Genomic DNA, 13,143 nt, shown 5'->3' on the forward strand with positions numbered 1-13,143 from the left:
AGGGGATGGATTTGTTGGTGGAGAGAAGAGAGATCAAGAAAGTACTAGTCGCGAATCGCGGCGAGATTGCAATTCGTGTATTTCGAGCATGTACAGAATTAGGCATTGCTACAGTAGGTATTTATTCAGCAGAAGACCGTGCATCTCTACATCGTTACAAGTCCGATCAGTCATTTTTAATAGGTGAGGGTAAGAAACCTATCGATGCATACTTGGATATTGAAGGGATTATCGACATCGCCAAGAAAGCAAATGTCGATGCAATTCATCCAGGCTATGGTTTTTTAGCAGAGAATGCCCAGTTCGCTGCACGTCTAGAAGAAGAAGGGATTATCTTTATTGGCCCGACATCCAGACATTTAGAAATGTTTGGCGATAAAGTAAAAGCTAGAGAGCAAGCAATATTAGCTGACATCCCGGTTATCCCAGGTAGTGATGGACCAGTTACTTCAGTTGAAGAGGTTGCTAGTTTTGGTGAGCAGCATGGCTATCCTATTATTATTAAAGCTTCTTTAGGCGGCGGGGGACGCGGTATGCGTATCGTCCAATCACCAGAAGAAGTACAAGAAGCGTTTAATCGCGCGAAATCCGAAGCGAAATCTGCGTTTGGCTCGGATGAGGTGTATGTAGAGAAATATATTACGAAACCTAAACACATAGAAGTACAAATACTAGGTGATACATATGGGGAAATTGTCCATTTGTACGAACGTGACTGTTCAATTCAGCGCCGCCACCAAAAGGTAGTGGAAATTGCTCCTTCCATTTCACTTACGGAAGAATTACGGCATGCAATTTGTGATGCAGCTGTTAAACTATCAAAAAATATATCGTATATTAACGCGGGTACAGTAGAATTTTTAGTAGCTGATGATTCCTTCTATTTCATCGAAGTCAATCCACGGATTCAAGTGGAGCATACAATTACTGAAATGATTACGGGAATTGATATCGTTCAATCACAGATTATGATTGCTGCAGGAGAGTCTCTTCATTCTGAAAAGGTTAACATTCCAGTACAACAGGATATTCCGTTATTTGGTTACGCAATACAGTCCCGTGTCACGACGGAAGATCCGTTAAATGATTTCATGCCGGATACAGGCAAAGTAATGGTCTATCGTTCAAGTGGCGGATTCGGTGTTCGCTTGGATACGGGTAATGCGTACCAAGGATCTGTTATCAGTCCTTACTATGATTCGCTGTTAGTAAAAGTTTCAACTTGGGGACAGACATTTGGGGATGCTGCAAGCAAAATGCACAGAAATTTGAAGGAATTCAGAATGCGTGGAATTAAAACAAATATTCCTTTCCTGGAAAATGTAGTGTGCCATGAAAACTTCCTATCAGGCGAGTACAACACAAGCTTTATCGATGAAACGCCTGAGTTATTTGCATTTGCCAAGAAACAAGATAGAGGAACGAAAATGTTATCTTATCTTGGAAATGTCACTATTAATGGATTCCCTGGTATTGATGATGCGACACGTCCAGTTCTCCATCCAGTACGTATCCCTAAAATCGATTACAGTGCGCCAGTAAAAAAGGGAACGAAACAAATTTTAGATGAGCAAGGTGCAGATGGATTAGTCAAATGGGTGTTGGAGCAAGACGATGTACTATTGACAGATACTACGTTCCGCGATGCGCATCAGTCTTTGTTGGCTACGCGTATGAGAACGAAAGAGTTAACACAAATTGCAACGGAAAGTGCGCATCTATTACCTGATCTCTTCTCATTTGAGATGTGGGGTGGCGCGACATTCGATGTAGCGTACCGTTTCTTAAAAGAAAGCCCGTGGGATCGACTGGAGAAATTACGTGAGCAAGTTCCTAATGTGTTGTTCCAGATGCTATTCAGAGGGGCCAATGCCGTTGGTTATACAAACTACCCCGATAACGTCATTCGTGAATTCATAAAAGAATCGGCTTCATCAGGTATTGATGTATTCCGAATATTCGACAGCTTGAATTGGATCAAAGGCATGGAAGTCGCAATTGATGAAGCACGTTCGACAGGAAAGATTGCAGAAGCAACGATTTGTTATACAGGTGATATTCTGGACGACAACCGTGCCAAATATACGGTCAACTACTACAAAGAGATGGCCAAAGAGCTCGAAGCAGTCGGTGCTCATATATTGGCAATCAAAGACATGGCAGGATTGTTGAAGCCTGAAGCGGCTTATCGTCTAGTGTCAGAATTGAAAGCGTCAACAAGTCTGCCAATTCATTTGCATACGCATGATACGAGCGGTAACGGTATTTATATGTATGCTAAAGCAATTGATGCTGGTGTCGACATTGTCGATACAGCAATTGGGTCCATGGCGGGTATGACGTCACAACCATCTGCCAATTCACTTGCTTACGCCATGCAAAATAATAAACGACATGTTCGTGCAAATACAGAGTCATTAGAAAAACTGTCGCACTACTGGGAAGATGTACGAAAATACTACAAACCGTTTGAGAGTGGTATGAACAGTCCGCATTCAGAGATCTATGTACATGAAATGCCAGGGGGACAATATTCAAATCTACAACAACAGTCTAAAGCCGTTGGACTGGGAGAACGCTGGGAAGAAGTGAAGAAAATGTACTCCCGCGTGAACTTCCTCTTTGGAGACATTGTCAAAGTAACACCTTCATCCAAAGTAGTAGGGGATATGGCGTTGTTCATGGTGCAAAATGAATTGGATGAGCATACGGTTATTGAAAAGGGACAAACAATTGATTTCCCTGAATCTGTTATTGAGTTCTTCGAAGGTTCAATCGGTCAACCGTATGGCGGCTTCCCTAAAGAGTTGCAGGAAGTAATATTGAAAGGTCGCAAAGCCATCACTGTTCGTCCCGGTGAGTTATTGGCGCCGGTGAACTTCCAAGACGTACTTAAGAAGCTAACGGAGAAAATGGGCAAACCAGCTACTATGCATGATGCGCTAGCTTACGTCTTGTATCCGAAAGTGTTTGATGAGTACATCGAAACGAGAAAACAGTTTGGTGATGTTTCCGTCATCAATACTCCTGAATTCTTATACGGTTTACGTTTAGGTGAAGAAATCGAAATCGAGATTGAGTTCGGGAAAACCCTTATCGTCAAACTAGTATCAATTGGTGAGCCAAATCCGGACGGAACACGGGTGCTATACTTTGAGTTGAACGGTCAGTCACGTGAAATTATCATTCAAGATTTCCAAGTGGAAACAAAAGATGAGGCGAAACAAAAGGCTGATCCTACAAATGAGTCCCATATTGCAGCTACGATGCCTGGAACTGTTTTGCAAGTTGCGGTTTCATTAGGTGCGAGAGTAAAACGTGGGGAACACTTACTGATTACAGAGGCTATGAAAATGGAAACAACAATTCAAGCTCCTTTTGCAGGTGTTGTTAAAGCCATATATGCAGGCCCCGGAGATTCTATATCAACAGGAGACTTGCTAATTGAATTAGAACACTAAAAAAACAGCTTCCACACGCCTTCAGGGCAGTGGAAGCTGTTTTCTGTCATAAGTATACAAAAAGCGTGCAACGGCCGCCAAACAGCTGTTGCACACCTCTTGTTACTTCTTCAAACGACTTCGTGAAACGAGTAGGACTAGATAAGTTAACAAACCGAATAATAAAGTGACGAACAAGGAGTGTAGTAAAGCAAAATAGAGATTCAACTTCGTCAGTACAACTATCATTCCAGTTGTGGCTTGTGCAAGTACTAAGGCGAATGCTGAGATCCATCCCCAGTATAGAACACGCTGATTCTTGTAATGCTTTATTGCTTGAATAGCGATAAAACCAATCCATATAACTATCATGGCGGCAGCCAAACGATGGCCCATCTGAATCCATTCGTACATGTTGTTAGGTAAGCTAAATTCGTTATTGCGGCATAGTGGCCAATCAGAACAGATCAGACCAGAATCCGTATGACGAACAAGTGCGCCAGTGTAAATTACAATGTATGAATAAATCGTTACGCCAATTGTGTGGAAGCGCATTGAATTATCTATACGTAATTTATCTGAATCAAATTTTTGATCCACTTCAAATACCAATAATGTCAGCAGGAATACTGCTGCAAATGAGATAAGCGATATACCGAAGTGAAGCGCAAGTATAAAGTCACCTTGACCCCATAAAACTTGTGCTGCTCCTATCAATGCTTGTAAAACCAAGAAAAATATTGCCATGAATGCCAAGAACTTTGTTTCACGGACATGACCAAGTGCTTTCCACGACCATACAGCTAAGATGACGATGAAAATACCTACTGCACCAGTTACTAAACGGTGCGAGAACTCGATTAATACTTCTGCTGTGATGTCATCCGGAATAAGTTGTCCATTACATCCCGGCCAATGTCTTCCGCACCCCATGCCGCTGTCGGTTTTCGTAACGAGAGCTCCACCAAGTAAAATCGCAAGCATTCCGATCGTGGAAGCTACTCCAAACCACTTTAAAAATCTGTTGTATCGCAAGTATGAAACACCTTCTTCTATTGAATTGACCATAAAAAGGTCGATTTACAGTAAATTTTGCCCGGTAAACAGAAATAATTATCTGGAAACATATGAGTGAATCTCGTGGAATTCTGTTGAATCAGGGCAGCTATTGCAAGCTTTATGATAACGAAAAACTCTTGGAAACACAATGCATGTACGTAATAAACCACTGATGTATAAGGCTTTTCACAAATTGTTCATAAAATAGTCTCTTTAACTTCACAAATGGGAGTCAGAAATGCTTTACTATATAGGAGGTGAAGGTCAAAGACACAAAGGTTGCACGAAACCGCTATAAATTGAGAAATGGTCTAGAAATTGCGGACGTTTTTCGATATAGTAGGTGATAGGGTCTTTGCTGAAAACTTTGAAAGGAGGGTTATTATGTCAAACGGTCGAACGCTTTCGACAGTTGCAGATCCAAAAGTAGAGACAATCACCTTATGGAAAGACTTTTTGGCGCTGATCAAAATTGGTATTGTCAATTCGAATTTGATCACCACGTTCACCGGTCTTTTTTTGGCATTTCAATTCACCGGTAAAAGTTTTCTCCACAATTTTGATCTACTGGTATTTGCGATTTTAGGTACTGGATTGATCATCGCATCGTCAGGTGCTATGAATAACTTGATTGATCGCGATATTGATCCCGTTATGTCGAGAACGAAGTCGAGACCGACAGTAACAGGTAGATTTAAAGCTCCCGCTGTGATGACGTTAGCCGTTACATTTCTAGTGGTAGGAGAAGTGTTATTATTCTCTGCATCATCTATGGCTGGTTGGCTAGGCATCCTGGGTGTATTCGCTTACGTTGTTTTGTACTCCATGTGGTCGAAACGTAGGCATGTAAGCAATACTGTAGTAGGAAGTCTTTCAGGAGCAATACCACCCCTTATCGGATGGGCAGCTGTTGATCCTACACTGCCAATGGGAGCGTGGGCATTGTTTTTAATCATGTTCATATGGCAACCACCGCATTTCTATGCGTTGGCTATGCGCAGAACAGAAGAGTATCGGGCAGCTAACATTCCGATGCTACCTGTAGTAAAAGGATTTGAGCGGACGAAAAAGTCCATGCTTATGTGGGTACTACTGTTGTTCCCATTGCCTTTCTTGTTATCGGAGCTCGGTACTGCGTTTATAGTTTTTGCAACACTGTTGAATGTCGGGTGGCTTTATCTAGCGCTGAAAGGATTTAAAGCCAAAGAAGATTTGAAGTGGGCAACCGGGATGTTTGTTTATTCTTTGAATTACATGACAATCTTGTTTGTATCTATGATTATCTTCTCAATATTCATCTAACGTATCGGAATTCTTTCTTTAAAACAGGAATTCATCATAAAGAGGCATTCAGTCCTCCATAGTAGAAAAACATTTTTTTAGAAAGAGAGGTATTAGTTAGCGATGATTAAAGGACTCAAAAAGTGGCGTCTCTTTTCTTTACTAGCGGTTTTTGCTGTGTTCATGGCAGGTTGTGGTAATGAAGAAATTTCAACCTTCCAACCGGCTGGACAAGTCGCTAATGACCAGTTCAAATTGTTGCTATTAGCATCAGGCATCATGTTACTGGTTATCATTGTAGTAGTAATTATTTACACTGTTGCATTATTCCGCTTCAGACGTTCCAAATTGGGTGAAGATCATATACCAGAGCAAGTAGAAGGAAGTCACACACTTGAACTGATTTGGACATTCATTCCAATCGTATTACTTCTTATCCTTGCAATTCCTACTGTTCACTACACGTATAAATTAGGTGATGTGCAAGCAATGGGAGCAGTTGATGATGATGGTAATGCGGAAAACTTGGTAGTAGACGTTACAGCGAAATTATATTGGTGGGAGTTTGAGTATCCTGATCTAGGAATTGTTACGGCTCAGGAACTAGTAGTACCTACTGATGAAAAAGTTTATTTCAACTTGATTGCAGCAGACGTAAAGCACTCATTCTGGATACCGTCAGTTGGCGGTAAGTTAGATACGAACGTTGAGAACGTGAATAAGTTCTATCTATCATTTGAGAAAGAATCTGAAGGCTTGAAAGATGGCGTTTTCTACGGGAAATGTGCTGAGCTATGCGGACCTTCTCACGCATTGATGGACTTTAAAGTAAAAACATTACCGAGAGATCAATTTGATAGTTGGGTTGCAGCTATGCAGGAATCAGCAGAAAAACCTGTTGTTGCAAATGCTGACGGCGAAGAAGTCTTCTCTCAAAGTTGTATCGGGTGTCACGCAGTTTCCGGTGTAGGTGAGTCTGGTGCACAAGGACCTAACTTGACTTCATTCGGTGACCGCAATCGTGTTGCAGGATACCTTAAACACGATGAAAAAGAATTAAAAGAGTGGATTCGAGATACACAGAAATACAAGCCAGGCAACACAATGCCTTCATTCAGTAAAGATCAAATTTCTGATGAAGAATTGGATGCATTAGCTGAATACTTAATGGGCTTAAAAGTCGCAAAATAATTTTCAAACGGAAATTGAATAGGAGGTAACACAGTGAGTTCAGTTGCTCAAAAAAGTGGCTTTGGCGCAACGCTATGGGATTGGCTGACAACAGTCGACCATAAGAAGATCGGAATTCTGTATCTCCTCGGGGGATTATTCTTCTTCGTTCTTGGTGGTATTGAAGCGATGATCATTCGTCTTCAGTTGATGACACCAAACAACGATCTCGTAAGCGCAGGGCTTTTTAATGACTTGATTACAATGCACGGAACGACCATGATTTTCTTGGCAGCCATGCCGATTCTCTTTGGTTTCATGAACGCTATTATGCCGCTTCAAATTGGAGCACGTGACGTAGCGTTCCCATTCATTAACTCATTAGGTTTTTGGATGTTCGTATTTGGTGGTTTATTCCTAAACATTTCTTGGTTGTTCGGTGAGGTTCCAGATGCTGGATGGACATCTTATGCATCGTTATCACTTCACTCGCCAGGACATGGTGTGGACTTCTATGCCATTGGTTTACAAATCGCAGGTGGTGGTACGTTGATGGCGGGGATTAACTTCCTTGTTACGATCATCAACATGCGTGCGCCAGGTATGACGTACATGCGTATGCCACTATTCACTTGGACAACATTTGTTGCATCTGCAATGATCTTGTTCGCATTCCCTCCATTGACAGTTGGATTGTTCTTCTTAACATTCGATCGAATGTTTAGTGGTAACTTCTTCGACCATACAATGGGCGGAAACACAATTATCTGGGAGCATATTTTCTGGATATTCGGTCACCCTGAAGTATATATCTTGATTTTACCGGCATTCGGTATTTTCTCAGAAATATTCTCTGTATTCTCACGGAAGCGTCTTTTCGGTTATACAGCGATGGTATTCGCTACAGTATTAATCGGTTTCCTAGGATTCATGGTATGGGCTCACCACATGTTTACAGTTGGTCTTGGGCCAACAGCGAACGCAATCTTCGCAGTTGCGACGATGGCAATTGCTGTTCCTACAGGTGTTAAAATCTTTAACTGGTTGCTCACCATTTGGGGCGGTAGCATTAAAGTTACAGTACCAATGCTTTACTCTTTAGCGTTTATTCCTTCATTCGTAATGGGTGGAGTAACAGGCGTTATGCAAGGGGCAGCACCACTTGACTATCAGTTACACGATTCTTATTTCATCGTAGCTCACTTCCACTACGTTATCGTTGGTGGAGTAGTGCTAGCTATTTTTGCGGCACTTCACTATTGGTGGCCAAAAATGTTCGGTACAATGCTAAGTGAATTCTTAGGTAAAATTACATTTGTATTCTTCTTTGTCGGATTCCACATGACATTCCTAATTCAACACTGGTTAGGTTTCTGGGGAATGCCACGTCGAGTGTGGACATTTATGGACGGACAAGGCTGGAATATTGCAAACATGGTAAGTACAATCGGTGCGCTCTTAATGGCAATTGGATTCACAGTAATGGTAATAAATATCATTATGACAACTGTTAAAAATGAGCGCGTTGGAAATGACCCTTGGGGTGACGGACGTACACTTGAGTGGGCGATCCCATCTCCACCACCTTTCTATAACTTCCCTGCAACTCCATTAGTTCGTGGTTTGGATACTCTATGGATTGAGAAAATGGAAGGTAGTAAGGAAATGATTACACCGGCTGAACCTATTACGGATATTCACATGCCGCATGGTTCAATTATTCCAATGTTGATGTCTCTAGGACTCTTCATTGCTGGATTCGGTGCAATGTTCCACCAAGAAACATCTTGGGGACTTCCAGTGTTAATCTTTGGTCTTGCATTTACATTTGTTGCAATGGCAACTCGTTCATTGAAAGATGATCTTGGTTACTATGTAACAAAAGAGCAAATCCTTCAGGATCAAGAGAATATGAAAAGGGGGCGTAACTAATGGATTTGAATACAAAATTCACCCCTGAAACGTGGCCCGCTCATCCTGAGAGAGCTACTTTGGAAGCAAAGAATAAATTTGTTGGTTTTTGGCTTTTCCTTGGTGGAGAGACAATCCTTTTCGCTACGTTGTTCGCAACATATATGGCACTGAAAAACAAGGGTCCTAGTGGCTTTGGTTTCACAACACAAGAGCTATACACATTACCTTTAGTATTTGTTATGACGATGTTGCTTTTGACATCATCACTAACAAGTGTGTATGCAATGTATCATTTGAAGAGTTTCAACTTCAAAAAAATGCAGCTATGGTTAGGTATTACAGCATTATTAGGACTAGGATTCTTAATGTTGGAAGTGTATGAGTTCTCTCATTACGTTCAAGAAGGATTTACGTTCAGTAATAGTGCATTCAGTTCTGCGTTCTATACTTTAGTAGGAACACACGGCTTCCACGTGGCAGTTGGTTTAGTATGGATCACATTGTTGATCTTCCGTAACTCAAAGCGTGGATTGAACTTGTATAATGCAACTAAATATTATACATTTTCACTTTACTGGCACTTCATTGACGTAGTTTGGGTATTCATCTTTACTGTAGTCTACTTGATGGGAGTGGTCGGTTGATGTCAGAAGTTCAAATGATTAAAAGATCTCCTGCTGAACAGTCACTGTCTCAACGTCGTGCAAAAGAATCAATGCGCAGTCAAGTTGCGATGTTTGCTCTGATGATTTTCTTAACACTTGTATCATTTTCCATGGTGTTTGCTCATCTAAATGACGTTGCTGGTTTCTCAAAATTCTTTATCATTCCAACGTTATTCCTCTTTGCAGCTGTACAAGTTGGTCTTCAACTTTACTACTTCATGCATATGAATGAAAAAGGACATGGCATTCCACAAATGTTTATGTTTACAGGTGCTTTGCTAGGATTCTTAATCCCACTTACATTTGTAACTATCGTTTGGTGGTAAGCAATAGAAAGAGCTTATGGATTCTTCCATAAGCTCTTTTTTCATTCGCTTTTAGATGAAATTGTCAAAGTTCGTACATTGAGTTATCGTTTATAAGCTCGTATAATAGGCATAGGAAAGAACTTCGTCAACTTTGTGCTTTGATGCTGAGTGTGTTGCGAATATCCCAGCACTACATACAGAGTAGATTCAGCGAATTGATTATAAAAGGAGAGTGATTGTTTTGCCGTTAAGTATTTTTGGTTTTAGGGCTTTGTGGAGTCCTTATTTCTTAATAGCCATTGCACTTGGAATCGTTTTATATTATCTGATAACCGTTAAATGGCGCGATCGTTTCGAAGGGTCGCAGCCGTTAAAGAAACACCAAGCTGTTTATTTTTTATCTTCCATGGTGTTGCTCTATATTGTCAAAGGTTCTCCAATGGATTTAATTGGTCATATTTTATTTTCGGTCCATATGGCTCAAATGGCTTTATTGCTTTTAGTCGTAGCACCGTTCTTCATTATCGGTATACCGAACTGGATATGGGAAAAGCTTCTATCCTTCAAGTTTTTCAGAAAAGTATTCATGCTATTGACTAAACCGCTTATTAGTTTGTTAGTATTTACATTTATGTTCTCGATGTATCACTATCCACTGATCTTGGACCAAGTGAAGTTAAGTTTGCCGTTACACACTATTTTCACCATCACACTTTTCTTCTCTGCTATTTGTCTCTGGTGGCCTGTAGTCAATACGGTAAAAGGACAGCCACAATTACACGGCTTGAAAAAAATTGGTTATGTCATATTGAGTGCTTTGCTCATTACACCTGCCTGTTCGTTGATCATCTTTGTCGACGTACCCGTTTACGAAACATACAGCAGTGGTGAAGCGTGGCTTCAAGCTATGGCATTATGTGTGCCAAGTGGAACTCTAGCTGGACTATCAGGCCTTGGCATCTCGGGACCTGAGCTGTTCACAAATATGCCTACGTTATACGATCAGCAATTAGGCGGTATCCTGATGAAAGTCATCCAGGAACTCGTTTATGTAGTTGTTATCGGCCGCATTTTCTTAAGTTGGTCACAGTATGAAAGAGATAATGCGGAAGAAATTACTAGACAAGATTTACTCAAACGCCAGAATTTGACGATGCATGGCTGATTGAGCAAAAAGGAGTTAGTGTAGGATGGGACTACCACTATTACCGACGATCAGCACATTTTTCATCATCTTATCTGCTATTTTGGTTGCGGTTGGTTGGAATTTGATCCGACAAAGAAAGATAGAAGCGCATCAAAAAACGATGATCGCAGCCGCTGTATCAGCAGTTCTATTCTTTATTATTTATATCTCTAGAACTGTATTTATAGGCAACACTGCTTTTGGTGGACCTGATGAGTTGAAAATTTATTACACAGTGTTTTTAATATTCCACATCGTATTAGCAACGACAGGGGCCGTCTTTGGAGTTATTACGATCAATGCAGGCTTGAAGAACAATCTTGCACGCCATCGTAAAATCGGTCCTGTTACAAGTATCATCTGGTTCTTCACGGCCATTACAGGAGTCGCTGTGTACTTGTTGCTGTATGTCTTTTACAAAGGCGGAGAAACTACTTCGATGTTTAAAGCAATTCTCGGATTTTAATAAAATTCTAAGGCTGAAGTCGAATTACATGTAAATGTGTTTGACTTCAGTCTTTTATCTAGGAACATTATAGCTGTACAACCTAAAAAGGGATATCTCGATTGAGATATCCCTTTTTGGGATTAAATTTTGAAATTCAGTTTGATAATACCTGCTTCTCTTGCTGTATTGAAGAGAATGACAAGCAATGGTCCAATGAAGAAGCCAAGAAATCCGATAAGCTTTAAACCGATAAACATCGCAATCAAAGTAGGTAATGGAGACAATCCGATTTGTGAACCCATTACTTTCGGTTCGATTGTTCGTCTGATGACTAAGAGAATGACAGCTAATATCGCCAATTTTGTACCCATTGCAATATCGCCTGAAACATATTGATAGATCGACCAAGGGGCGAGAATAATAATGGAACCGAGTATCGGAATGATATCGATAATCCAAATAACTAAAGCCATAACTACTGCATATTTAGGAATAATTAGCAACAATCCGATAAAGGAAACGACTAGAATGATTACACTAACTAGTAATTGCGCTTTAACAAAGCCTAATATGACATATCGTAATCTGTTCATCATATAGTGGACCTTTTCTGCGGTAGCATCTGTTAAGTGAAAATAGAAAGTCTTTTTCAAGTTAGGTAATTCCAACATGAATAAGAATAGGGCAATCATAAACACGATAAAACTAACAAGGAAATTAGGGATATCGGAAATCAAAGCCAAAATCCGGTCATAGCTCAAAAGTGTAATAATTGAAATACGTATCGATTCAATTATTTCATTAAATTCATTTTCCAGCATCGCCAGTATATCTTCCGGCATGCCGACGGTGTACTGAAACAATTTGCTTTGCGTGTTAATCCATACACTTGAGAGGGAATTTAAATAATTTGGAATCTCTTTTGTGAAATAAACTATTTTACCGATGAGCGTGGTAACCGTATAGTAAAGTAGAAAAACACTGATTCCAACAAATACAATAAAATTCACAATTACAGAAACTTTACGTTTCCACTTAAATCGCATTTCCACCCATTTAACGAGAGGATCTAAAAATATAGCGGTCAACAACGCTAAAATGATAGGGATGGAAACGGGTAAAATAAAGAATATGATAACTAATAATACGATAATACTGAACACAATCATGATATTTCGTTTTGTCAGCAATTTCAAAAGTGATCGTCCTCCACATAGATACTGTTTTTATTATAACCAAATTAGTGGAGTAATAGTAGAAAAAGCCGAAGAACATTTAGCTCTTCGGCTTTTTCGTATCATTACAAACTATATTGCTTTAACTCATCATATACTTTCTTTAGCGTGAGTTCGCAGTCCTTAACTAAGCTAGCTGGGAAGTTTTCTTCTTCGCCGTACTCCACACCGTGTGGATAGTAGTGCTTTCCTAGAACTGGTTGTTTTAGACGTACTGTAGCTTTTCTACCATCTATATCGCCTTCAACTAGTTCACCGAAAACTCGCAAGTAGTATGTACCTTCCTTGACAATATACTTTTTGTCAAAAGTTACACGCTCATAATCCCATTGTCCATCAATCTCAAGATTATTCTTATTCATAATTTCTTCCATTACGCGTAAATCTGCTACAAGGCCTTTAAGACCAATATTTTCAACATACATCAGTATATCCCC

General features: G+C 40.2%; 11 protein-coding genes. 8 read left to right on the plus strand and 3 right to left on the minus strand.

What is annotated here, in order from left to right; genetic code table 11:
- Positions 1-5: 5 nt before the first annotated feature.
- Entirely contained in the window at positions 6-3,461 is a 3,456-nt protein-coding gene (locus tag CSV69_RS02290; protein ID WP_099692648.1) for a pyruvate carboxylase, read from the plus strand.
- A 102-nt stretch (positions 3,462-3,563) separates the two neighbouring features.
- On the opposite strand, the gene CSV69_RS02295 is transcribed toward CSV69_RS02290, so the two are convergent.
- Entirely contained in the window at positions 3,564-4,508 is a 945-nt protein-coding gene (locus tag CSV69_RS02295; protein ID WP_085428531.1) for a COX15/CtaA family protein, read from the minus strand.
- A 375-nt stretch (positions 4,509-4,883) separates the two neighbouring features.
- Between CSV69_RS02295 and cyoE the strand changes: the two genes are divergently transcribed.
- From cyoE to CSV69_RS02330, 7 genes are all read left to right on the plus strand, one after another.
- Positions 4,884-5,801 carry a heme o synthase gene (cyoE, locus tag CSV69_RS02300; protein WP_099624455.1) on the plus strand — a complete coding sequence of 306 codons (918 nt, stop codon included), beginning with the start codon at positions 4,884-4,886 and terminating at the stop codon, positions 5,799-5,801.
- A 102-nt stretch (positions 5,802-5,903) separates the two neighbouring features.
- Positions 5,904-6,971 carry a cytochrome c oxidase subunit II gene (coxB, locus tag CSV69_RS02305; RefSeq protein ID WP_085428533.1) on the plus strand — a complete coding sequence of 356 codons (1,068 nt, stop codon included), beginning with the start codon at positions 5,904-5,906 and terminating at the stop codon, positions 6,969-6,971.
- A 33-nt stretch (positions 6,972-7,004) separates the two neighbouring features.
- On the plus strand, positions 7,005-8,882 hold the full coding sequence (locus CSV69_RS02310) for a cytochrome c oxidase subunit I (RefSeq protein ID WP_085428534.1): 1,878 nt from the start codon (positions 7,005-7,007) through the stop codon (positions 8,880-8,882).
- Positions 8,882-9,508 carry a cytochrome (ubi)quinol oxidase subunit III gene (locus CSV69_RS02315; RefSeq protein WP_085428535.1) on the plus strand — a complete coding sequence of 209 codons (627 nt, stop codon included), beginning with the start codon at positions 8,882-8,884 and terminating at the stop codon, positions 9,506-9,508. The genes CSV69_RS02310 and CSV69_RS02315 overlap by 1 nt, the downstream gene beginning before the upstream one ends.
- Positions 9,508-9,855 (plus strand): cytochrome C oxidase subunit IV family protein, encoded by a 348-nt coding sequence (locus tag CSV69_RS02320; protein ID WP_085428536.1) that lies wholly within the window; start codon positions 9,508-9,510, stop codon positions 9,853-9,855. The genes CSV69_RS02315 and CSV69_RS02320 overlap by 1 nt, the downstream gene beginning before the upstream one ends.
- Before the next feature lie 223 nt (positions 9,856-10,078).
- Positions 10,079-11,002 carry a cytochrome c oxidase assembly factor CtaG gene (ctaG, locus tag CSV69_RS02325; protein ID WP_085428538.1) on the plus strand — a complete coding sequence of 308 codons (924 nt, stop codon included), beginning with the start codon at positions 10,079-10,081 and terminating at the stop codon, positions 11,000-11,002.
- Between the two features lie 25 nt (positions 11,003-11,027).
- The gene (locus CSV69_RS02330; RefSeq protein ID WP_085428539.1) at positions 11,028-11,489 is read left to right on the plus strand and encodes a DUF420 domain-containing protein; all 462 of its coding nucleotides are present in this window, start codon (positions 11,028-11,030) and stop codon (positions 11,487-11,489) included.
- 122 nt (positions 11,490-11,611) lie between these two features.
- Here CSV69_RS02330 and ytvI read toward each other — a convergent pair whose 3' ends face one another.
- Together ytvI and CSV69_RS02340 are read right to left on the minus strand one after the other, a co-directional pair.
- Positions 11,612-12,667: a sporulation integral membrane protein YtvI gene (gene ytvI / locus CSV69_RS02335; protein ID WP_085428540.1), complete on the minus strand. Its 1,056-nt coding sequence runs from the start codon at positions 12,665-12,667 to the stop codon at positions 11,612-11,614.
- A gap of 104 nt (positions 12,668-12,771) precedes the next feature.
- Entirely contained in the window at positions 12,772-13,131 is a 360-nt protein-coding gene (locus CSV69_RS02340; RefSeq protein WP_029052401.1) for a YugN family protein, read from the minus strand.
- Positions 13,132-13,143: the final 12 nt, after the last annotated feature.

The sequence above is a fragment of the Sporosarcina sp. P26b genome (assembly GCF_002743245.1).
In the GTDB taxonomy this organism is placed as follows: domain Bacteria; phylum Bacillota; class Bacilli; order Bacillales_A; family Planococcaceae; genus Sporosarcina; species Sporosarcina ureae_C.